Below are 21,626 nucleotides of genomic sequence, written 5' to 3' on the forward strand. Positions count from 1 at the left end.
CTTTATTTATTAATGCGAAGCCGGGGCGCGGGAAGCAACCGCTTTTTTGTTTTTATGCTATATCCCCCCCTTTTTTAGATTGGAAATGACATATCCAGCCACCCTTGTGACATAAAAACCCATTCTGGTTATCAGCTTGTTACAAAGGATGAAATCTCTTTATAATGGCCGCACACCGCAGCTTTGTGCGCGGAAGGAACCGCTCCCCATATAAAAATCGAAAGGATGTGATCATGAAGCACTTCGAGGTCAACTTCGACGGCCTGGTCGGCCCCACCCACAACTATGCCGGCCTCTCCTATGGCAACGTCGCCTCCCAGAGCAACGCCAAAGAGGCCTCCAACCCCAAGGAAGCGGCCAAGCAGGGGCTGCGCAAGATGAAGGCGCTGACCGACCTCGGCATGGTACAGGGCGTGCTGGCCCCCCAGGAGAGGCCGGATCTCGCGACCCTGCGCCGCCTGGGCTTCACCGGCAACGATGCCAGCGTCCTGGCCCAGGCGGCCAGACAGGCCCCCGCCGTGCTGGCCGCCTGCTACTCCGCCTCCAGCATGTGGACCGCCAACGCCGCCACCGTCTCCCCGAGCGCCGACACCCAGGATGGCCGCATTCACTTTACCCCCGCCAACCTGACCAACAAGTTCCACCGCTCCCTGGAGCCCGAGGTGACCGGGCGCATCCTGCGGGCCGTGTTCAACAACGATCGCCACTTCTATCATCACCAGCATCTGCCGGAGAACGACCACTTCGGTGACGAAGGCGCCGCCAACCACACCCGGCTGTGCCGCGCCTATGGCGAAGCGGGGGTCGAGCTGTTCGTCTATGGCCGCAGCGCCTTCGACGTCTCCCAGCCCGCCCCCAAACGCTACCCGGCCCGCCAGACCCTGGAAGCGAGCCAGGCCATCGCCCGCCTGCATGGCCTTGGGGATGAGAGCGCGGTCTTCATTCAGCAGAACCCGGACGTGATCGATCAGGGGGTGTTCCACAACGACGTCATCGCGGTGGGCAACCAGAACGTGCTCTTCTTCCACCAGCAGGCGTTCCTCAATACCGACGCTGCGCTGGCCGAGGTGCGTACCAAGTTCGGCGACGGTGAGCTGCACTTCATCGAAGTGCCGACCAGCGAAGTGTCGGTGCAGGATGCAGTGAAATCCTACCTGTTCAACACCCAGATCCTCACCCTGCCATCCGGCGAGATGGCGATCATCGCCCCCACCGAATGCCGCGACAACCCGGCTGTGTCCGCCTATCTGGCCAGGCTGGTGACCCTGGGCACCCCCATCAAGGACGTCCACTACATGGACGTGAAGCAGAGCATGAGAAACGGCGGCGGCCCCGCCTGTCTGCGCCTGCGGGTTGCCATGAACGACACCGAGCTCGCCGCGGTCAACCCGGCCTGCCTCATCACCGACAACCAGTTTGCCCGCCTGGATCAGTGGGTCGAGAAGCACTATCGCGACAGCCTGGCGCTGGACGATCTGCGGGACCCCTCCCTGGTGCTGGAGACCCGCACCGCCCTGGACGAGCTGACCCAGATCCTGAAACTGGGTTCCGTCTACCCCTTCCAGCGCTGAGGTGCGCCATCGGCCTGCAGAGCCGACGCAATAAAAAAAGAGAGCCGGGCAATGCCCGGCTCTCTTTTTAGTCCTTTGCGCTGAGCTATAAAACCTGTTCACGAGCTGTAGCGAGAGATCGTCAGCAAGGTGAAGAGCAGCGCATGAGCCTTGATCACGACCTCGCAGTAAGCTCGAAACAGGTTCTCAGCGCCAGGGGCTATGCTGCCACAGGCGGCCGAGGGCCCCCTCCAGCCCCAGTGCCGCCTGCTTGCCAAGCTTCTGGGTCAGGCTCCTTGGTTTGCTGTAGCGGATACCGACCACCTTGTGATGGCTGGCCTGGGCCAGCAGGTAGTCATCGCTGGTGCAAAGCGCATCCACCAGTCCGAGCTGCTTGGCCTGGCTCGCCAGCCAATGCTCGCCGGTGGTCACCTTGTCGATGTCGAGACCGGGTCTGTGCTCGGCCACGAAGGCCTTGAACTGTTCGTGGATGGCCCCCAGCTCCTCGCGAAACTTCTCCCGCCCCAGATCGTCGTTCTCGCCGAACATGGTGATGGTGCGCTTGTACTGGCCTGCGGTGTGCATCTCGAATTCGATGTCGTGCTTCTTGAGCAGCTTGTTGAAGTTCGGCATCTGGGCAATCACCCCGATGGAGCCGACGATGGCGAACGGCGCCGCCAGGATCTTGTCCGCGACGCAGGCCATCATGTAGCCACCGCTCGCCGCCACCTTGTCGATGGCCACGGTCAGCGTGATGTCCTTGTCCCGCAGCCGCTGCAACTGGGAGGCGGCCAGGCCGTAGCCGTGCACCACGCCGCCGCCGGATTCGAGGCGCAGCAGCACCTCGTCCCCGGGGCGGGCCACGCCTATCACGGCGCTCACCTCTTCCCGCAGGGATGCCACCTCCTTGGCATCCATGCTGCCGTTGAAGTCGATGACGAACAGCCGGCTGCGCTCATCCTCTCCCTTGGCTTTGGCCTTGTGCTCCGCCTTGCGGGTCTTCTCCATCTGCTTGCGCTCGGCCTTGCCCGCCAGGGCTGCCTGCAGTTGATGGCGCCCCTGCTCCAGCTCGCCGGAGAGATCCGTCACCACCAGCTCCCCCTTGCGGGATTTGGGCTGGCGGCTGCTCGCCACCATCAGGATGACGGCGCCGATGGCCAGCAAGAAGGTGAGGGTCTTGGCCAGAAACAGGCCGTATTCGGTCAAAAATGCCACTTGATGCTCCGCTCAATGTCCGTTTTTTTCACATAGTAAGGAGTTTGCCCCCCTCGCGCAAAAACTCTGCCATCTCCCGTGCCAAGGGCGGAGGGATCGATGCTATCGCCCTGTTTTATTCACATTTTTGCCGTCTCATACTGGTCAACTGCCGGGCCGGATCAGTACACTTGCCCACTCGATTCGTTGCGCCAAGCCGCCAGGCATTGTTAACAGGAGTCCACATGCTCGACTATCAGGCCCCCCGTGATCTGCTCAAGGACAAGGTCATTCTGGTGACGGGTGCCGGTGACGGCATCGGCCGCGAAGCGGCCCTCACCTATGCGGCCCACGGCGCCACCGTGATCCTGCTCGGGCGTACCAGTGCCAAGCTGGAGGCGGTCTACGACCAGATTGAAGCGGCCGGTCACCCCCTGCCCGCCATCGTGCCGGTGGACTTGAAAGGGGCTACTGCCACCCACTACCGCGGCATGGCGGAGACCTTCGCCCAGCAGTTCGGCCGCCTCGACGGCGTGCTGTTCAACGCCGGGCTGCTCGGCACCCTGTCGCCGTTCGAACACATTCAGGAGCAGGAGTGGGACGAGGTGATGCAGGTCAACGTCAAATCCGAATTCCTGCTGACCCAGGCGCTGCTGCCCCTCATTCGCCAGACCGCCAAGGAGCACGGCGAGGCGTCCATCGTCTACACCTCCTCCAGCGTGGGCCGCAAAGGGCGCGCCTACTGGGGCACCTATGCCATTTCCAAGTTCGCCGTCGAAGGCATGATGGAGGTGCTGGCGGACGAGCTGGAGAACACCAGGGTGCGGGTCAACACCCTGAACCCGGGCGGCACCCGCACCAGGATGCGGGCCAGCGCCTTCCCGGCGGAAGATCCGCAGACCCTCAAGACCCCGGCCGATCTGATGCCCCTCTATCTCTACCTGATGGGGCGTGACAGTCAGGGCCAGAGCGGCAAGACCTTCGTGGCCCAGCCCAAATAAATCAACAAATCAACCGGATGGGATTACAGTGAAGAGGGGGTGCCAAGGCGCGCCCTGTTGAATCCCATCGGCCCCAGACAGGTTGCACTATGTTTCGTCCCAAGAGCACGTTTGAGCAATGGCGGATCTTTCAGGCGGTGGTGGACTGCGGCGGTTATGCCCAGGCTGCCGAGGCGCTGAACAAGAGCCAATCCTCCCTCAATCATGCGGTTGCCAAGCTGCAACAGAGTCTGGGGGTGGCCCTGCTGGAGGTGCGGGGGCGCAAGGCGGTGCTGACGCCGGCGGGGGAGATCTTCCTCAAGCGGGCGCGCCAGCTCAGCCAGCAGGTGGAAGAGCTGGAGAACCTGGCCAACAACCTGGAGCGGCAGTGGGAGCCGCAGATCAACCTCTATGTGTCCGTGGTCCAGCCGCGGGAGCGCCTCTACCGGGCGCTGGCCCACTTCTATCCCCGCAGCCGCGGTTGCCGCATCAACCTGCATGAGCGGATCCACTGCCACTTCAATGCGCTGCAGGCAGGAGATCTGATGCTCTCCGAGCACCTGCCCCAGGATCGCACCGGCCTGCCGCTGGACGAAGTCTGTCTGCTTCCTCTGTGCGCAGCGGGCCACCCCCTTGCGGAGCAGGGAGAGCCCATCACCGCCGAGGTGCTGGCCAGCCACAACCAGATAAGCCTGCATCCCCCCATCCACCGCTCGGTGGACTGGAACGATGCGGACGACACCGGCTGGAAGGCGACCCACTATCATGAGGTGCTCAACATGGTGCGCCTTGGCATGGGTTACGCCTGGGTGCCCCGCCATCTGGTGCAGGAGGAGCTCACCGAAGGCTCGCTGGTGCAGCTCGATCTCACCGGCGGCAACGAGCGCTATCTCTACACCTACCTGCTCACCCCCTCGGTGGAGGCGCTGGGGCCGGCGGCCGAGCTGCTGCTGCGCTGCCTGCGCATCGAATACCAGGGAGAGAACCCCAGGTAAGGCCGCTTCTTCCCCGCACGACCGGGGCACTGGTGCCCGCTCATCCGGGCATCGGCTCCCTTTTGCATCCCCTATACGTTGGGCACCCGCCAGCAGGCGGCCAGTGCAGCCAGCGCCAATGCGGTAGCCACCATAAAGACCCCGTGGAAACTCCAGATCTCCGCCACAGTGCCGGCAATGGCTCCCGCCATGATGGAGCCGGTGCGGATGCTGTTGGCGAACAGGGTGGTTGCCACCCCGGCGCGCCCCGGCATCAAGTCCTGGAAATAGGACATGCCGATGCCGGCCACGATGCCGATGAAGATGGCATTGAGCAGTTGCAGCGCAATGAGGGCATGCTGGCTCGACAGGGTCACGAGACCGCCATAGAAACCGACCCCGGCCAGCACCGCCAGCAGCATCATGGGCCGCTTGCCGAAGCGCCGGGTGTAGTAGCCCGCCAGCAGCATGAAGGGGATCTCCAGGGCCGCCGCCGTGCCCATCAGCAAACCCGCCAGCTTCTCCTCCAGCCCCAACTCGCGGGTGATGTAGAGGGGCATGTTGATGAGGTACATGCTGTTGCAGGTCCACATCAGGGTGGAGGCAATGAAGAGCGCCCGCACCGACGGATCCCGCCAGCTGCTCACCCGCTCCACCTCGCTGTCCATCACCGGCAGCGGCAGGGAGGGAAGCCAGCGCCACACCACGAAAGCGCAGATGACATAGGCCAGCGCCGAGGCCAGATACATCACCTTGAAGCCGTAGCCGATGGCGAGCGCGAAGGCGATGGGCGGCCCGATCACCCAGGCCAGGGAGAACTGGGCCCGCAGCACCGAGCTGAACATGTCGGCCTGTTTGTTGCGGCTGTCGGCGTATTCCCGCGCCAGGGCGAACAGCTGCGGGCTGGCGGTGGCGGTCAGGCTCGCCAGCAGCACCCCCAGGCTCACCAGCAACCAGTACTGCCGGTTCCAGGCAAACAGCAGGGAGAGCGCGATGCCGGCGAAGCAGCAGCGCAGGATCAGCTGCTTGCGATCCCCCTTGTTGTCGGAGCGGTGGCCGAGCCACTGGCTGATGAGGATGCCGATCACCGCGTTCACCGTGTAGAAGAGCCCCACCAGGAAGGGGCGCACCTGCACCTCCTCGGCCAGAAACAGGCTCAAGGTCGGCACCTGCAGCGCCACCGCCACCCCGGTCATGAAGGTCACGGCGAGAAACGAGAGAGAGACGGGATCCGGCCTCTTGCGGGCAGCAGACAGCAAACTCATAGAGATACCATTGATATGGAAGAAAAAAAGGAGCCAGATGCGGGCGGGCTTGGCGTATGGCGGCGGCTATTTTATGCCATTATCAACAGCCACCTCAAGGGTTGCGAGGGGGCGTCCAAGTCCGTACATTGGAAGCCCATCCAGCGCCAGTACAAGGATTTAACATGTTTGATTTTGACCGGGAAATAGATCGCAGCGGTACCATGAGCCTGAAATGGGACAAATACAAGGGTCAGGATGTCCTGCCCATGTGGGTCGCAGACACCGACTTCGTCTCTCCCCCCGCCGTACTGGAGGCCCTCACCAAACGGGTCGCCCACGGCATCTTCGGCTATTCGCGCCCCTCTCCCCGGCTCATCGAACTGATCGTATCGCGTCTGGCCAGCCGCTATGGCTGGACCATCCAGCCCGAATGGCTCGTCTTCCTGCCCGGGGTGGTGCCGGGCCTCAATCTCGCCTGCAAGGCCTGGAGCCAGCACGGGCGCGGCATCATCACCCCCAAGCCGGTCTACTACCCCTTCCTGCAGGCGCCGGGCTTCAATGACCGCCCCCTGCTCACTGTCCCCGTGGTGGAGGAAGAAGGCCGCTGGGTGCTGGATCTCGAAGAGCTTGAGCGTCAGGCCCCCTCGGCGGATCTGCTGTTGCTGTGCAACCCCCACAACCCGGGCGGCACCGTCTTCACCCGGGAAGAGCTGCTGGCCATCGACGCCATCGCCGAGCGCCACAACCTGGTGATCTGCTCCGACGAAATCCACTGCGACCTGCTGCTGGACAAGGATGCCCGCCACATCCCCTATGGTGCCCTGAGCCCGGAGGCGGCCGAACGCTCCGCCGTCATGATGGCGCCGAGCAAGACCTTCAACATCGCAGGGCTGTGCTGCTCCTTCGCCGTGATCCCCAATGCCCGCCTGCGGCTCAAGCTGCAACAGGCGATGCGCGGCATCAGCGCCGACGTCAATCTGCTGGGGTTCGTGGCGGCCGAGGCGGCCTATGAGGGGGGCGAGCAGTGGCTGAATGAACAGCTCGACTATCTGGCCGGCAACCTGGCCCTGATCGAGCAGGCCGTGGCCCGCTGGCCCGGCGTCAAGCTGGCCCGCAACCAGGCCACCTACCTCGCCTGGATCGACATGAGCGCCCTGGGCCTGGACGATCCCGTCGCCTTCTTCGAACAGGCGGGCGTGGGTCTCTCCCCCGGAGCCCAGTTCGGCAACGGCCAGTTCGTGCGCCTCAACTTTGGTTGCACCCGGGCCCGTCTCACCGAGGCCCTGGCCCGCATGGAGAAAGCCATTCTCCAGACCCGCTAGCGAACCGTCCCGGGCGGCGGCCCCAGGCCGCCCGGTGCGCGCAAAAGCGGTAAAATCCGTTCAGCTTCCCGTCTGATACGGATAAGATGAGGCTCATCACCGGATGAGCCCGCCTCCTCCTTATGTTCAGCCACGGTTTCGGTCCACTATGCGCCCATTCGCCTTCTCTGCCCTGTTGCGTCTGCCACGTACCGCCCTGCCCTGGCTTGCGGCCGTGCTGGCGCCCTCCCTCTTCGCCTCCCCCGCCTATGTCACCATCGGTACGGGAGCCCTCAACGGCGTCTACTACCCCACAGGGGGGGCCATCTGCCGCCTGCTCAACGAGGAGAGTGCCCGCCACGGCCTGCACTGCACGGTGCAGAGTACCTCGGGCTCCATCGCCAATCTGGCGGCGCTCGCCAAGGGAGAGGTACAGCTCGCCCTGATGCAGTCGGATGTGCTCTACCATGCGGTGCACGGCAGCGGCCCCTTCGCGGGCCAGGCCCCGGACGATCAGCTGCGCAGCCTCTTGCGGCTCCACAAGGAGTCCCTGACCCTGATTGCCAGCGCCACCAGCAACATCACCACCCTGGCCGACATCAAGGGCAAGCGGGTCGATGTCGGCGCCCCCAACTCCGGGGACAGGGTCACCAGCCGGGCCCTGCTCGATGCCATGGGGTGGCGGATCGCCGACTTCAGCCGCCCGCCCGTGATCTCCGCGGGCAACCGGCTGGAGGGGCTCTGTGACGGCACCCTGGATGCCGCCTTCGTGGTCGCCGGTCACCCCAATCAGGCCATCGGCGATCTCACCGGCCGCTGTCAGGCCCGCCTCATTCCCATCGAGGGGGAACAGGTGGACAAGCTGCTCAAGCAGCACCCCTACTATGATCGCAGCCGCATTGGCGCCAACCTCTATCCGGGGCAGACAAGCGGCGTCAATACCTTCGCCGTCACCGCCGAACTGGTGGCGCTGGCCAGTCTGCCCGAGAGCGAGGTGCGCACCCTGCGGGACGTGCTGAACGAGCGGCTCAAGCAGTTCACCCGGCTGCATCCGGCACTGACCACCCTCACCTGGGAAGGCATGCAGGCGGGTAGCATCGCCCTGCTCCATCCCGGCATGCTGGATGCCGTGCCCACCCTCCCGGCGGACACCCTCACGGCATCCGGTGCCGGGGCCACCTCGGGTGCCTTGCCGACCTTGTCCCCGGCGAGCAGCGCGGCCACACCGACCGATGGGACAGGCCCCCTGGAAGGCACCGCGCCACTGGAGGGGTCCGACACCTTGCCGGAGCAGCCGGCCGCCGCGACCCTCTCAACCAGTTCGGGGGCGGCCTCCACCAACCAGGCCCCGGCACTGACCGAGCCGCCCACACCGGGCAGCGCAACCCTGGCACCAGGCCATCCCCTGACCCCGCCTGAGGCGCCCGCCTCGTCGGCAACGCCGCTGGAGGCGCCATCACCGGAGGCCATGCCGGCCAGCCCGCCCAGCCACGCGGTGGGGACCACAGCCCCCGCCGGGCAATGAACACCAACCAAGAGGCCACCCCAGGGGTGGCCTCTTGGTTATCGGGAACGGGCGCCTGGCCTGTCACGGCGCCAGCAGCAGCGCCGGATTCTGGATCTCCTCCTCCACCCAGTGCAGCAGTTGCTTGATAGCCCGCGACAGCACCTGGTTCTGGCGCACCACATACCCCAGGCTGGTGCCGGGAAAGTCGGTGAGGCGGGTCACGGGGGCGGTCAGCTTGAGCCTGGGGTGGAGGGAGAAGTCCGGCACGATGGCGACGCCAAAGCCCGCCTCCGCCCAGTCGAGCTGGGCATCCACGCTGCCCACCTCCATGATGCGGCAACTCGGCAGGCCGAGCAGGGGCAGGGAGGGGTCGATGAGCGCCCGGGTGCGGGTGTCGTGCCCCAGCAGGATCAGGGTGGGCTCGTCCAGGGGATCGCTCTCCCCCGAGCTTGCCCGCGCCTGCCAGCGGCCGAGGCCGTGGCCCAGGGCGCACCAGGTCACCTGCTGCAGCTCGGTGTAGAAGAGCGGCTCGCTGCGCTTTTGCGCCATCACGAAGCCCAGATCCGCCTTGCCCGCTCGCACCAGGTCTGCCGCCTGATCCGAGGTGGTGTTGAACAGGGTGAGGTCGATGCCGGGAAAGGCCTGCTTGAAGCGCTGGAACGGCTGGATGAGCAGCAGGCGCGAGATGATGTCGCTGGCCGCGATGGCGAGCGTCCCCTGGCTCAACTGGCTCAGGGCATTGAGATCGGACTGGCAGAGCTGCAGCTCGTTGATGGCGCGCTCGGCGCTTTGCAGCAGCCGCTCCCCCGCCTGGGTCAGACGGAACGGGCTGCGCTCCACCAGCTTGACCCGGGTCGCCTGCTCCAGGTTCTTGAGGTGCAGGCTGACGTTGGGCTGGGTCATGTGCAGCTCGGTGGCGGTCTGGCCGAAGTGCTGCAACCGGGCCAGGGTGACGAAGGTGTGCAGCCAGTGAATGTCCAGCATGGGGATCCTCTTCTACCCCGGCTCCCGGAGCGCCGCCCTGTGGGGAGGGACGCCTCCCGAAGCGGGCCTGGTGTCGATAAATACGCCATGATTATATGGCTCTCTTATCGGAATTATAAAGATAATTAATTTTTCTAATCCTCACGGGGCTCCTAGGATGAACGCCTAACGTCTTAGGAGAAAGAGTCATGTCGTCTATCGTAGTCGTAGGTGCTAACTGGGGTGATGAAGGCAAGGGCCGCATCGTCGATTATCTGGCAGGCCAGGCTGGCGCCAGCATTCGCTTCCAGGGCGGCAACAACGCCGGCCACACCGTGGTCAACGATCTGGGCACCTTCAAGCTGCACCAGGTGCCGAGCGGCGTCTTCAACCCGGACTGCCTGGTCGTGCTGGGCCCCGGCATGGTGATCAGCCCCGAGAAGCTGACCGTCGAGCTGGAAGAGGTCAAGGCCTCCGGCGTCATTCCCAAGCTCGCCATCTCTGACCGTGCCACCCTCTGCCTGCCGCTGCACGCACTGGAAGACACCCTGGAAGAGCAACGTCTGGGCGACGGCGCCTACGGCTCCACCCGTCAGGGCATCGCCCCGGCTTACGGTGATCGGGTCATGAAAAAGGCGATCCTGGTGGGCTGGCTGAAACAGCCGGACGTGCTGGTCGAGCGCATCCAGTTCATGCTGGACTGGAAACTGCCGCAGATGAAGGCTCTCTATCCGGACTTCGAATTCACCCAGACCGCCCAGGAGATGGCCGACTGGCTGCTGGAAGTGTCCGCTCCCTGGCTGGACGCCGTCTGTAACGTCAGCATGCCCCTCAAGGCACTGCAAGCCGAAGGCAAGACCCTGCTGTTCGAAGCCCAGCTGGGTGCCGGCCGTGATCTCATCTACGGCGAATACCCCTGGGTCACCTCCTCCCACGTTTCCGGCGCCTACGCCGGCATCGGTGGCGGTCTGCCGGGCCTGCGCCCGGAGCGCGTCATCGCCGTGGCCAAGGCATTCAGCTCCTCCGTCGGTACCGGCACCCTGCTGACCGCCATGGAGAACCAGGACGAGTTCCGCAAGATCACCAACGAGTTCGGCGCCACCACCGGCCGTCCCCGTGACGTGGGTTACTTCGATGCCGTCGCCACCAAGAACGGCGTCGAGCTGCAGGCTGCCACCGAAGTGGCCCTGACCAAGCTGGACTGCCTGACCGGTCTGCCGGATCTGAAGATCTGCGTGGCCTACGAAGGTGCCCACACCGAGAACCCGATCTGGCCGCAGACCGCCGCCCTCACCCCCGTCTACGAGAAGATGGAGAGCTGGAGCGAAGACATCAGCGGCTGCCGCACCTTCGCCGAGCTGCCCAAGGCTGCCCAGGACTATGTGCTGCGCATCGAAGCCCTGCTGGGCGTGCCGGTGCCCATGGTCTCCGTCGGCCCGGGCCGTGACGAGATGATCCTGCGCTAAGGCCCCTCGCCTCTCCCAAAAACCGGCATCCCAGGATGCCGGTTTTTTTATGCCCCTCAAAAGCCCCGAACAGCTCACAAAAGCCACCTTTATGGCATAATTTGAGCCATATGGGCACTCTGTTTTGAGCCAGCCCCCTTAGAGTGAATGCCATATTCACACAAAGGAGTGCCCATCATGAGATCCCCCATTATCCCGCTGCTGCCCCTGTTCTGCCTCGCGGCTCTGCCCGCCGGTGCCATGACCCTCAAGAGTACCGACATCCGCGAGGGTGAACCCATGGACAAGATCTTCAGCTTCAACGGCTTTGGTTGCAGCGGCGAGAACCGCTCCCCCCAGTTGAGCTGGCAGAGCCTGCCCGCCGGCACCCAGAGCGTCGCCATCACCGCCTATGACCCGGACGCCCCCACCGGCAGCGGCTGGTGGCACTGGCTGGTGGTGAACCTGCCGGCCAGCCAGAGCGAGCTGCCGAGCAATGCCTCCGGCAAGCTCAAGCAGGGGCTGGAGCTTGGCACCGACTACGGTACCCAGGGTTATGGCGGCCCCTGCCCGCCCGCCGGTCACGGCATGCACCGCTACCAGTTCACCGTCTGGGCCCTGCCCAAGGCGCTGGAGGTGAAGGCCAACACCCCGCCCGCCATGGTAGGCTACATGCTCAACAGCCTGGCCCTTGGCAAGGCCACCCTGACCGCCACCTTCACCACCCCCTAGGAGCCCGCCCGATGAGCACGCCCCTGCTGCAACTGAATCATTACTTCGGGATCCGCCAGCAGCCCCTGCGCCGGGTGCTCATCTACGCGCCGACCCTCATCTGGGTGCAGCAGGGCCGCAAGCAGCTGTGGTGGCGGGAGCAGCGCCTCTCCTTTGACAAGGAGAGCTGGCTGCTGATCCCGGCGGGTCACCGGCTCACCTTCGTCAACCAGCCGGAGCAGGGCACGTTTCGCTCCCAGGCGCTCACCCTGCTGGCCCCTCCACCGGCCGAGTGGCTGGCAGAGAGCCCCCTCGATCTCCTCAAGCCACCGGCCATCAGGGTGACGTCGGCCCTCGCCTTCTGCTTCGATCTCGTCACCACCATGGCGCAGCGGCAGCTCTGCGAGACGGCCCAGACCCAGCTGCTGCAAGGGTTTTATGGCGAGCTCAGGGAAGCGGGGGGCCTTGGCCTGCTCTTTCCTGCCACCACCATGACCCTGGGGGAACGGCTGGCCCGTTACCTCAGCGTGGAGCCTGGTCTCGATCACCGGCTGGAGACGGTAGCGACCCACTTCGCCATGAGCCGCGCCTCTCTGGTCCGCAAGCTGGCCGCCGAGGGGCGCAGCTTTCGCCAGGTGCTGACCCAGGTACGCCTGGGGCACGCCCTCACCCTGCTGCAACAGGGGCTCACTCCGCTTCAAACCGCCCTCGCCTGTGGCTACGACTCCCCCGGCCGCTTTGCCGCGCGCTTCAAGGAGGAGTTCGGCCTGACCCCCCACCAATACCTGCGTACCTGCCCCGGGAGCCATGCCGCTCGCCAGGTAGGAGAACGCTGATCGCCCCTCTCCTTTGCATGGCATCGAACGCCATGCTGCACCCAAAAAACAAAAAGGCCTCCGTAAGGGAGGCCTTTCTTATGGCAGCGCCAGAGGTGGCGACTTACTTCACGGTCACCCGGGCAAACTTGCGCTTGCCGACCTGGTAGACGGCGGTACCGGCACCGATGAGGGCCTTGCCATCGTCCAGCTTCTCGCCATCCACCTTGACCGCGCCCTGCTTGATCATGCGCAGCGCTTCGGAGGTGGTGGCCACCAGATCGGCGTCTTTGAGCAGGTTGGCGATGGCCAGCCCTTCCCCTTCCAGTGCCAGCTCGACTTCCGGCATGTCGTCCGGAATGGCGTTCTTGGAGAAGCGCTGGGTGAAGTCTTCGTGGGCCGCTTCGGCCGCCGCTTCATCGTGATAACGGGCGATGATCTCCTTGGCCAGCCAGATCTTCACGTCGCGCGGGTTGAGGGTGCCGGCAGCAATGCCTGCCTTGAACTCTTCGATTTCAGCCAGCGGACGGAAGGAGAGCAGTTCGTAGTAGTTCCACATCAGATCGTCGGTGATGGACATGATCTTGCCGAACATCTCCCCCGGGGCATCGTGCACGCCGATGTAGTTGGCAGCGGACTTGGACATCTTCTTGACGCCATCGAGGCCTACCAGCAGCGGCATCATCAGCACGCACTGGGTCGCCATGCCCGCATCTTTTTGCAGCTCGCGACCCATCAGCAGGTTGAACTTCTGATCGGTACCGCCGAGCTCGACATCCGCCTTGAGCGCGACCGAGTCATAGCCTTGCAGCAGCGGATAGAGGAATTCGTGAATGGCGATGGACTGGCCGCCCGAGTAGCGCTTCTTGAAGTCGTCACGCTCCATCATGCGGGCCACTGTCTGCTTGGCCGCCAGCTTGATCATGCCGGTCGCGCCCAGCTCGCTCAGCCAGGTGGAGTTGTACTCGATGCGGGTCTTGGCCGGGTCGAGGATCTTGAACGCCTGCTCGGCATAGGTGAGGGCGTTGTGCTTGATGGCCTCTTCGGAGAGCGGCGGACGGGTGGCGTTTTTGCCGGAGGGGTCACCCACCATGGCGGTGAAGTCACCGATCAGCAGGATCACTTCATGGCCCAGATCCTGGAAGGTCTTCAGCTTGTTGAGGATCACGGTATGACCCAGGTGGATGTCCGGCGCGGTCGGGTCCATCCCCAGCTTGATGCGCAGGGGGCGCCCTTCCTTCAACTTGGCGATCAGTTCTTCTTCAACCAGAATTTCTTCCGCTCCGCGCTTGATCTCGGCTAGCGCCACCTCGAGCTGGGACATTTTTTGACTCTCCAATCACGATTCCACAGGGCCAGACATATTACTGGAATGGCGGGCCAATTGGAAAGGCGGTAAACTCCGACCTTCTTCCGGGTTCAACTTTGTCTGCTTCTCATGGTCCTTTGGCACGCCTTCAACTCTCTCCCTCACTGGCACCGCAAGATGGTGCTTATCCTGAGCATCATGGTGATGATGCTGGCGGCCTGGCCGAGCGAACAGGCAGTCGCCACCCGGGTCGATGACAACGACAACGAACTGGCCGTCGAACAGCAGGTCGACGAGGAGGCCCAGCTGGCACGGGCCGAGCCCGTCACCCCGCCCAAACCGCGCTATGTCACCAGACAGGTGAAGGTGCGCAGCGGCGACAACATGGGGGTCATCTTCCAGCGCCTGGGCCTCAGCACCACGGATCTGCACCTCATCGACCAGCTCGAGGGCACGGATACCCTGCGCCTGCTCAAGCCCGGTCAGGAGCTCACCTTCAAGCTCACCAAGGGCGGCGAGCTGCACAGCCTCTATTACCCCCACAGCCTGGAGCAGGCGCTCAAGGTGAACCGCCGGGATGACGGCTTCGTGGCCAGGCCGGTGAAGATCGAGCTCGACACCCGCGAACAAGTGGCCCAGGGGGAAATCCGCTCCAGCTTCTGGGGCGCCGCCGTCGAAGCGGGCATGACGGAAGACCAGATCATGGATCTCGCCGCCATCTTCGGCTGGGACATCGACTTTGCCCAGGACCTGCAACCGGGGGACAGCTTCCGGGTGGTCTACCAGGACAAATACCAGGATGACGAGCGGGTTGCCTCCGGCGACATCCTGGCCGCCGAGTTCATCAACCAGGGGGCCATCTACCGCGCCGTGCTGAATGAGGATGGCAACTACTACACCCCGGACGGCAAGGCGATGCGCAAGAGCTTCCTGCGCGCGCCGGTCAACTTCAAATACATCAGCTCCAACTTCAATCCGCGCCGCCTTCACCCGGTCACCGGCAAGGTGCGTCCCCACAACGGCATCGACTACGTGGCGCCGGTGGGGACCCCCATCATGGCGGCGGGCGGCGGCAGCGTGGTGGCCGCCGGCTACAACCAGTTCAACGGCAACTACGTCTTCATCAAGCACGCGGGCAACTACGTGACCAAGTACCTGCACCTCTCCAAGCGCACCGTCAACAAGGGGCAGCGAGTGAAGCAGGGCCAGACCATCGGCCTGCTCGGCGGCACCGGCCGGGTCACAGGCCCGCACCTGCACTATGAGTTCGTGGTGGGCGGCGTGCACAAGAACCCGCGCACCCTCAACCTGCCCCAGGCGGAGTCTCTCAGCGGGCGGGCGCTGGCCAGCTTCAAGGCCCAGGCCATGCCCCAGCTCGCCAAGCTGGACAGCCCCGAGCTGCAACTGGCCAGAAACAAGGGCAACGGCGACGACAGCTGACCGCTGTCGACCAAGGTGGAACACGGTATCAGACCGTTCCTCTGCATCATTGAAAGGGGTTGTCATGAGCGGGCCATATATCCGATTGATGTCGGGGACCAAGGCGGAACACGGCATCGAACCGTTCCTCTGCATCATTGAAAGGGGGTTGTCATGACTGAGCGCTATATAGGCTGGATGTCCGGTACCAGAGCGGGGCATGGCATCGAACCGTTCCCCTGCATCATTGAAAGAGGGTTGTCATGACGGAACGCTATATAGGCTTGATGTCCGGTACCAGCATGGACGGTATCGACGCCGTGCTGGTGCAGCTCGAGGGGGATGCACTGCGGGTCGAGGTGGCCCTCTGCCATCCCTGGCCTGCCGATACGGCTCGCACCCTGCATGAGCTTTGCACCCCGGGGGAGAACGAAATCGACCGCATGGGGGTCGCCGACAACCTGGTGGCCCGCGAATTTGCCGCCGCCACCCAGGCCCTGCTCGCCAAGGCGGCGCTGACTCCCAAGGAGATTCGCGCCATCGGCAGTCACGGCCAGACCATACGCCACCGCCCTGCCCTCGGCTTTACCCTGCAGATCGGCAACGCGGCCCTGCTGGCGGCCCTGACCGGCATCGACGTGGTGGCCGATTTTCGCACCATGGACATGGCCCTCGGCGGTCAAGGGGCCCCCCTGGTGCCCGCCTTCCATCAGGCGCTCTTTGCCCGCCCCGGCGCCCTTCGGGTGGTGCTGAACCTCGGCGGCATTGCCAATATCTCGGTGCTGCTCGGCCAGGCCGACGGGGGGGCAGGTTCAGGGGTATATGGCTTCGATACCGGCCCCGCCAATACCCTGCTCGACGGCTGGTATCGCCGCCACCATCCGCACGGTGACAACTATGATGCCGGTGGCCAGTGGGCCGCCAGCGGCAGGCTTATCCCTGCGCTGCTGGAGCAGTTGCTGGCTCACCCCTACTTCGCCGCCCCCGCCCCCAAGAGCACGGGGCGTGAGATGTTCACCCTCGACTGGCTCGACGGCGAGCTGGACGGCTGCACATACGCCCCCGCAGATGTGCAGCGTACCCTGCAATCCCTTACCTGCCACAGCATCGCCCGCCAGTTGCCCGCCCACAGTGATGCGCCAACCCGGCCCGAGCTGTTTGTCTGCGGCGGCGGCGCCCACAACGCCCCGCTGCTGGCGGAGCTGGCAGCCCTGCTGCCCGACTGGCATCTGACCAGCACCGCCCAGCTCGGCCTTGCACCGGACTGGGTGGAAGGGGCCGCCTTTGCCTGGCTGGCACAACGCTTTATCCAGCGAAAGCCGGGCAACCTGCCTGCGGTGACCGGCGCGAGCCGCCCGGCGGTACTGGGCGCCCTCTATCCCGCCTGAGCCGCTTCCCGAGCGCCCTCCCCTCTAATGGAACAAGCCCGAACAGGTGCACCTGATCGGGCTTGTTGTTATGCCTGACGCCAGATGGCGCAGACCCGTCACTCTGTGCTCCCTACCCGAGCCGCTCTTTCAACCTGGCCGCCTGCGCCTTGAAGGTCTCATAATCGGCGACATGCCGACTCCTGGCGGCGGTGATCCACTGCACGCCCGTCTCGTCGGCGTGGGAAAATTCGATGCAAAACTCATATTTCGCGCTGGAGAGCAGCCCCATCAGGGCGCCAGACAGAAAACCTACCAGGGGCAGGAAGAGCACGATGAGCCAGTTGCCCGCCTGCTCGTAGGAAGGGGTGAAGTAAAAGAGCACACTGGAGGTGACCACTCCCAGCAACAAGGTCTTCTTGAGCCGATCCATCCAGCCGAGTGCTTTTACCTGCACGCCGACGATGCGGCCCAGATCGTAGCGATCCTTGTTCACCCTCAGTGTGTTGTCCGACTGTTCAATGGCAATGGCCATCCTGATACTCCGTCCTGTTGGCTATGGCGATAAGGGGTTGCCGTGGCGGCCCCGGATTGTGCATCCCGTGATCATGACGGACCAGCGGCCAGCCACGGGGCGATGGGCGGCGCCTCCCCCAACAGGAACACACGCTGCGCATGGTATCGTATGGCGCCAAACATCAAAAGGCGTTCACATCAAAAGGCGAGGTGGATCACCTTCTACCCACCCCTTGTCCCCCGTGCAGCCGTTGGCTTTTCTGGCAATCCTCTCTTGGGCAAGGTAGCCGGGGGATCAGGGGTCAGTGAGATAACAGTCCCGTGATGACCCTCAGCAGGGGCGGGCCGATGGGATGGTGCCATGGGCCCGCACCTCGAGAGCACTCCCATGGCCCTAGAAGGCCCACTTCAGGAAGCGGTTTACCTGGCGCTTGACCGGTGCACAGAGCGGCGGTTTGGGAGGCTCCAGGTTGATCTGTCTGCGGCCCACCCTGGCTTCGCCCCGCAGCAGGATCTGGAGATAGTGGGGGTGCTGGCGCTGGATGAATCGAGAGATCTCATGGGCCCAGGGTTTGGGGACTCCCCACAGGGTCGAGGCCAGGGCGCCGACGATACAGAAGAAGGCGGGCTCGTGCATGCCCATCCTGACGCCATTCTCCAGCGCCTCCTTGAAGGAGCCCGAATGGGCGATGCAGGTCATCACATTGACCATGAAGGCGGCATAGTCATCTTCCCCGCCGTGGCCCACCCTGGCCACCAGCCCGGCCTGCGGCCTGTAGCCGAACTGGTGGCCGATGTGCTCAAGCACCGCATTGCGCTGGCGAATGACCTTGGCATAGAACATCAGCATGGCGGTGCAGTCGAGCGCCTGGCTCAAGGCCTCCTGATGAGGATGGGTCTGGGTGGGACGGGGGGTGGTCAGCAGCGCGATCTCCTCCGAGATGGCGAGCAGACCGATGGGCACCGCCGTGCTGATAAAGGCAAGATCGATGGCGATCGCCAGGTCCTGACCCTCCTCCATTCGGCCAATGACCACCTGCTCGGCAAAGAGGCGACGCTGGCGCTCGATAAAGGCGCCATAGATCAGGGCCCTGAACTTCTTCTGGGGATAGGGGGTATCGAGCAGGGTCTCCATGGTCAGGATGGCGGCACCGGTGCGACCGCGCAGTTGATAGTCGGGGACGAGGGGGAAGTGCTTGCCTAGGCGGGGGGGTGGCCGAAACCCGCTGGTGCGGCTGTACATGTCACCCAGAATGAATCCAAGCATAAAACCTCCGAAGTCAGATGACGGGGGTCGCGATGCGATCGCATGTGCCACTCCCGGGCAGATGAGTGCCGATCCGTGCTGCTCGTCGGCAGGGTCCCTGATTTCATTATTAATCATACAGTTAATAATCCACCCAAACCCCGACCAAGGTCACAATAACGGCAGTTGATGACAAAGAACACAAATAAGGATGGTGCGGGGAAGATGAGCCGGCTGCATCGCAAGGAGTGCGGGATACGCCAGGGCGGCAAAGCAGGGCGGACTCCGGGGCCCCCTCACAGGGAGGGTCATGACAGGAGTGATATGCATCGGGGGGCGGCAAGTCGGGGCAGGCAAGGGGAAGGCCCCCTCCCCTTGCTTCTGCGCCCTGCTGGCGGGCTGCGTTCGCGCCACTGAAAAGATATGGCATAGGCGGTGTGGCGACCCGCCCATGTCAGCCTCCGCCGCAGGGGCTAAAAAGCGCCCTCTCTTTCTCCCGTATTTATGTCATGACCTGTGGCCATGCAAAGAGGGTGAATGTTATTTCAGTGTGCTCACCGCAGCATATTTTGGCGGCGCTGAACAGGGCGTCGAGAGAGCGATAAATAGATAGCTATGCAAAACTGGGAGAATAAGCTGCCATTTCGCCAAAAGTATTAACGGAGGATTCACAGGCTGTAACCCTGATGCGCGACAATATGGCGCTATCTGGTTCCACTTTCATGGTAAAGCGGGATCATCATCACCTTTATTTGCCATGTCCGTCATGAATTGAATCGCAAAATGAATATATTTCACTCTGTTGAGCCACCTCATAGAAACCGGATCCCGGTTTGCATCCCGGGATAACCGCCCCCTAGAATTCTCCCGTCTGAATCACCAGGCCAACTTCTCTCCCTTGTCTGTTGCACGCGCTGTCTGCATCGAAACAGGGCTCGACACTGTGATGATCGTTCTCCTTTTCTCCGTCGCCCTGCGGCGGGAACGGGCAACTGTTGCCGCAATATCACGAGTCATCAGCGTGCCGTATTCGGCCAGGGAAGAACAATGCGGCCCGGACCCTACATCAAAAACGAAAAAGGAGTATCGCCATGAGTGGTACCATCATCAAGTCAGCCAGAAATACCCCCAATGCGCCTCAGGATCTGGGGCCCTATACCCAGAGCGTGGCCTTCTCCCACTACAACAATATTGCCGCCCAGCTCCCGGTCGATCCGAAAACGGGCGCGCTGGTCGCAGGGGATATCCAGGCGCAGGCCAGACAGTGTCTCACCAATATCCAGGCCATCGTCCAGAGCGTTGGCCACGGCATGGAGGACATGGTGAAGGTGACCCTGTTCCTCGCGGACATCGCCGACCTCGATGCCGTCAACGCCGTCTATCGGGAATTCTTCCCCCACTCGCTGCCGACCCGCACAGTGCTCGCCGTCGCCAGTCTGCCGCTCGGCGCCAGGGTGCAGATGGACGCCCTGCTCTCCAACGGGGAAGGCACCTTCCCCCAGGCCCCCTGCCCGCTGCTCAAGATCTCCCGAAACAGCGACCGCGCCCCGCAGGATCCGCTCTCCAGCCAGAGCGTCGCCTTCTCCCATTACAACAATATCGGTGCCCAGCTGCCCCTCGACCCCGCCTCCGGCGCCCTGGTTGACGGTGGCATCCGCGAGCAGGCGGCCCAGTGCCTGCGCAATATCAAAACCGTGCTGGAGAGCATCGACGTGCCCTTTGACGACATCGTCAAGGTGACCGTCTATCTGACCAATCTGGCGGATCTCGACGCCGTCAACGAGGTTTACACCACCTTCTTCCCGGACTCCGCCATCGCCCGTGCCGTCGCCTATCTGCCCGCCCGCTCTGTGGTCAGTGCCGCCGCCCTGCCGCTGAGCGCCCGGGTGCAGATGGATGCGGTCATCTCCCACGGTGACGGCACCCCGCCCCAGCTGGTGGAAGACAGGCACAATCTGGTGATCCGTGCCCGCAATACCGACAAGGCACCGAGAAGCCCGCTGCATACCCAGAGCGTCGCCTTCTCCCACTACAACCATATCGCGGGCCAGCTGCCGCTCGACATGACCACAGACAAAGTGCTGACCGGTTGCGTCCGTGAGCAGACCGCCCAGTGCCTCGGCCATATCAAGACCATCGTCGAGAGCATCGGCCACGTGATGGACGATATCGTCAAGGTCAATATCCAGCTTGCCAACATCGCGGATCTGGCGGAGGTGGATGCCATCTACGCCAAATATTTCCCGGGCTATCTGCCTGCCCGCACCGTGATTGGCGTCAGCGAGCTGCCCGCCGGCGCCCTGGTGCAGATGGATGCGGTGATGTCCAACGCCGAAAGCACCCCGCCGCAGGTGTAAGTTTTCGCTCAAAAAAAAAAGAGGCCGGCTATATGCCGGTCTCTTTTTTGGTAACAGGAAGGGATATTATTTTTATGGCATCGTCTTAAAGAACGCGAACGTCCGATTACGCTTCGCTAATCGAACCTACAGGCTGTGGTGATTTTTCTTGATTGCTCTTCGCTTTTAACTTTGCATTGCGTGCAGATATAAATTTCCTAGCGATTTTTATTTGCTTTTTAGACATTGGGATTTTATCTTTACTGGCAACTGCATTTATTTTAACTTCTAAAATCCCTTCAAATATAGTTAAATTAGGTTTAGTAAATCCTTGGCTAAGAATCAACTCTTGAAAAACCATGGACTCGATAAGTAGATTTTTAAAAAATTTATTGTCACCATATACAACTGCCTGATAAAATAAATATTTTACCTCATACGCTGTTAGTTGTGATGCTAAAATTCTCCAGTAAGTTTCTTTAATTAGTGGAGCCTTACATTCCTCATCTATAAGGGTAAGGATACTATAGAAAGTACCGATATATCGACTTTGCTTAATAAAAACAGACTTAATAGACCGAATTAGTTCATATTTATAGGCAAGTAGAGCATTCTCTTCACTTGGAAGGGAACGATATCCTTGTGAAGCCCACAATTTATCAAACTTTAAGATTAAAAATCGCAATGCCTCGACACCACAGAGCCGAGTTGATTGCTCTTGGGTTCTGATAGATAAATCTTTAAGA

At 62.8% G+C, this 21,626-nt stretch carries 18 protein-coding genes; 11 read left to right on the forward strand and 7 right to left on the reverse strand.

Annotated features, from left to right (window positions below):
• The first annotated feature begins 233 nt into the window (after nucleotides 1–233).
• Entirely contained in the window at nucleotides 234–1,571 is a 1,338-nt protein-coding gene (gene astB / locus C3418_RS12800) for an N-succinylarginine dihydrolase (RefSeq protein WP_010673894.1), read from the forward strand.
• Between the two features lie 186 nt (nucleotides 1,572–1,757).
• On the opposite strand, the gene sohB is transcribed toward astB, so the two are convergent.
• Nucleotides 1,758–2,765, reverse strand: coding sequence for a protease SohB (gene sohB / locus C3418_RS12805; protein WP_029314156.1), 1,008 nt, complete (start codon nucleotides 2,763–2,765; stop codon nucleotides 1,758–1,760).
• Between the two features lie 224 nt (nucleotides 2,766–2,989).
• Between sohB and C3418_RS12810 the strand changes: the two genes are divergently transcribed.
• Both C3418_RS12810 and C3418_RS12815 read left to right on the forward strand, forming a co-directional pair.
• On the forward strand, nucleotides 2,990–3,745 hold the full coding sequence (locus tag C3418_RS12810; RefSeq protein ID WP_010673892.1) for a YciK family oxidoreductase: 756 nt from the start codon (nucleotides 2,990–2,992) through the stop codon (nucleotides 3,743–3,745).
• Nucleotides 3,746–3,834: 89 nt separating this feature from the next.
• On the forward strand, nucleotides 3,835–4,719 hold the full coding sequence (locus C3418_RS12815; protein WP_010673891.1) for a LysR family transcriptional regulator: 885 nt from the start codon (nucleotides 3,835–3,837) through the stop codon (nucleotides 4,717–4,719).
• 71 nt (nucleotides 4,720–4,790) lie between these two features.
• Here the strand turns inward: C3418_RS12815 and C3418_RS12820 are convergent, their stop codons facing one another.
• The gene (locus C3418_RS12820) at nucleotides 4,791–5,963 is read right to left on the reverse strand and encodes an MFS transporter (protein WP_010673890.1); all 1,173 of its coding nucleotides are present in this window, start codon (nucleotides 5,961–5,963) and stop codon (nucleotides 4,791–4,793) included.
• A gap of 164 nt (nucleotides 5,964–6,127) precedes the next feature.
• Between C3418_RS12820 and C3418_RS12825 the strand changes: the two genes are divergently transcribed.
• Together C3418_RS12825 and C3418_RS12830 are read left to right on the forward strand one after the other, a co-directional pair.
• Entirely contained in the window at nucleotides 6,128–7,267 is a 1,140-nt protein-coding gene (locus C3418_RS12825; protein ID WP_010673889.1) for a MalY/PatB family protein, read from the forward strand.
• Between the two features lie 148 nt (nucleotides 7,268–7,415).
• Nucleotides 7,416–8,771: a TAXI family TRAP transporter solute-binding subunit gene (locus C3418_RS12830; protein WP_010673888.1), complete on the forward strand. Its 1,356-nt coding sequence runs from the start codon at nucleotides 7,416–7,418 to the stop codon at nucleotides 8,769–8,771.
• A gap of 63 nt (nucleotides 8,772–8,834) precedes the next feature.
• Here the strand turns inward: C3418_RS12830 and C3418_RS12835 are convergent, their stop codons facing one another.
• The gene (locus C3418_RS12835) at nucleotides 8,835–9,737 is read right to left on the reverse strand and encodes a LysR family transcriptional regulator (RefSeq protein WP_010673887.1); all 903 of its coding nucleotides are present in this window, start codon (nucleotides 9,735–9,737) and stop codon (nucleotides 8,835–8,837) included.
• Between the two features lie 188 nt (nucleotides 9,738–9,925).
• Here C3418_RS12835 and C3418_RS12840 point away from each other — a divergent pair, with 188 nt between their 5' ends.
• The 3 genes from C3418_RS12840 to C3418_RS12850 all read left to right on the forward strand — a co-directional run bounded on the left by C3418_RS12840 (nucleotide 9,926) and on the right by C3418_RS12850 (nucleotide 12,708).
• Nucleotides 9,926–11,182 carry an adenylosuccinate synthetase gene (locus tag C3418_RS12840; RefSeq protein WP_010673886.1) on the forward strand — a complete coding sequence of 419 codons (1,257 nt, stop codon included), beginning with the start codon at nucleotides 9,926–9,928 and terminating at the stop codon, nucleotides 11,180–11,182.
• A gap of 177 nt (nucleotides 11,183–11,359) precedes the next feature.
• A complete protein-coding gene (locus C3418_RS12845; protein WP_010673885.1) occupies nucleotides 11,360–11,893 on the forward strand; it encodes a YbhB/YbcL family Raf kinase inhibitor-like protein in 534 nt (177 codons plus the stop codon).
• 11 nt (nucleotides 11,894–11,904) lie between these two features.
• Nucleotides 11,905–12,708 (forward strand): helix-turn-helix transcriptional regulator, encoded by an 804-nt coding sequence (locus tag C3418_RS12850; protein ID WP_010673884.1) that lies wholly within the window; start codon nucleotides 11,905–11,907, stop codon nucleotides 12,706–12,708.
• A 103-nt stretch (nucleotides 12,709–12,811) separates the two neighbouring features.
• On the opposite strand, the gene tyrS is transcribed toward C3418_RS12850, so the two are convergent.
• A complete protein-coding gene (gene tyrS, locus C3418_RS12855) occupies nucleotides 12,812–14,011 on the reverse strand; it encodes a tyrosine--tRNA ligase (protein WP_045525179.1) in 1,200 nt (399 codons plus the stop codon).
• A gap of 114 nt (nucleotides 14,012–14,125) precedes the next feature.
• Between tyrS and C3418_RS12860 the strand changes: the two genes are divergently transcribed.
• Complete coding sequence (locus tag C3418_RS12860; protein WP_069784477.1) at nucleotides 14,126–15,436, forward strand: peptidoglycan DD-metalloendopeptidase family protein; 1,311 nt, start codon at nucleotides 14,126–14,128, stop codon at nucleotides 15,434–15,436.
• 242 nt (nucleotides 15,437–15,678) lie between these two features.
• Nucleotides 15,679–16,803, forward strand: a complete 1,125-nt coding sequence (locus C3418_RS12865) for an anhydro-N-acetylmuramic acid kinase (RefSeq protein WP_069784476.1) — start codon at nucleotides 15,679–15,681, stop codon at nucleotides 16,801–16,803.
• A 112-nt stretch (nucleotides 16,804–16,915) separates the two neighbouring features.
• Here C3418_RS12865 and C3418_RS12870 read toward each other — a convergent pair whose 3' ends face one another.
• Entirely contained in the window at nucleotides 16,916–17,317 is a 402-nt protein-coding gene (locus tag C3418_RS12870; RefSeq protein ID WP_223929890.1) for a hypothetical protein, read from the reverse strand.
• Between the two features lie 375 nt (nucleotides 17,318–17,692).
• On the reverse strand, nucleotides 17,693–18,565 hold the full coding sequence (locus tag C3418_RS12875; protein WP_069784475.1) for an ADP-ribosylglycohydrolase family protein: 873 nt from the start codon (nucleotides 18,563–18,565) through the stop codon (nucleotides 17,693–17,695).
• Nucleotides 18,566–19,635: 1,070 nt separating this feature from the next.
• Between C3418_RS12875 and C3418_RS12880 the strand changes: the two genes are divergently transcribed.
• Nucleotides 19,636–20,901, forward strand: coding sequence for a RidA family protein (locus C3418_RS12880; RefSeq protein WP_069784474.1), 1,266 nt, complete (start codon nucleotides 19,636–19,638; stop codon nucleotides 20,899–20,901).
• 106 nt (nucleotides 20,902–21,007) lie between these two features.
• On the opposite strand, the gene C3418_RS24105 is transcribed toward C3418_RS12880, so the two are convergent.
• Nucleotides 21,008–21,626 (reverse strand): putative phage abortive infection protein (locus C3418_RS24105; RefSeq protein WP_146054112.1); only part of this gene is annotated, 619 nt, incomplete at its 5' end.

The sequence above is a fragment of the Aeromonas sp. ASNIH8 genome, assembly GCF_002919855.1.
Taxonomy (GTDB): domain Bacteria; phylum Pseudomonadota; class Gammaproteobacteria; order Enterobacterales; family Aeromonadaceae; genus Aeromonas; species Aeromonas caviae.

Coding starts and splice junctions, on each gene's coding strand:
- astB (WP_010673894.1), top strand. CDS start 234: ATGAAGCACTTCGAGGTCAACTTCGACGGCCTGGTCGGCCCCACCCAC.
- C3418_RS12810 (WP_010673892.1), top strand. CDS start 2,990: ATGCTCGACTATCAGGCCCCCCGTGATCTGCTCAAGGACAAGGTCATT.
- C3418_RS12815 (WP_010673891.1), top strand. CDS start 3,835: ATGTTTCGTCCCAAGAGCACGTTTGAGCAATGGCGGATCTTTCAGGCG.
- C3418_RS12820 (WP_010673890.1), bottom strand. CDS start 5,963: ATGAGTTTGCTGTCTGCTGCCCGCAAGAGGCCGGATCCCGTCTCTCTC.
- C3418_RS12825 (WP_010673889.1), top strand. CDS start 6,128: ATGTTTGATTTTGACCGGGAAATAGATCGCAGCGGTACCATGAGCCTG.
- C3418_RS12830 (WP_010673888.1), top strand. CDS start 7,416: ATGCGCCCATTCGCCTTCTCTGCCCTGTTGCGTCTGCCACGTACCGCC.
- C3418_RS12835 (WP_010673887.1), bottom strand. CDS start 9,737: ATGCTGGACATTCACTGGCTGCACACCTTCGTCACCCTGGCCCGGTTG.
- C3418_RS12840 (WP_010673886.1), top strand. CDS start 9,926: ATGTCGTCTATCGTAGTCGTAGGTGCTAACTGGGGTGATGAAGGCAAG.
- C3418_RS12845 (WP_010673885.1), top strand. CDS start 11,360: ATGAGATCCCCCATTATCCCGCTGCTGCCCCTGTTCTGCCTCGCGGCT.
- C3418_RS12850 (WP_010673884.1), top strand. CDS start 11,905: ATGAGCACGCCCCTGCTGCAACTGAATCATTACTTCGGGATCCGCCAG.
- tyrS (WP_045525179.1), bottom strand. CDS start 14,011: ATGTCCCAGCTCGAGGTGGCGCTAGCCGAGATCAAGCGCGGAGCGGAA.
- C3418_RS12860 (WP_069784477.1), top strand. CDS start 14,126: ATGGTCCTTTGGCACGCCTTCAACTCTCTCCCTCACTGGCACCGCAAG.
- C3418_RS12865 (WP_069784476.1), top strand. CDS start 15,679: ATGACGGAACGCTATATAGGCTTGATGTCCGGTACCAGCATGGACGGT.
- C3418_RS12870 (WP_223929890.1), bottom strand. CDS start 17,317: ATGGCCATTGCCATTGAACAGTCGGACAACACACTGAGGGTGAACAAG.
- C3418_RS12875 (WP_069784475.1), bottom strand. CDS start 18,565: ATGCTTGGATTCATTCTGGGTGACATGTACAGCCGCACCAGCGGGTTT.
- C3418_RS12880 (WP_069784474.1), top strand. CDS start 19,636: ATGAGTGGTACCATCATCAAGTCAGCCAGAAATACCCCCAATGCGCCT.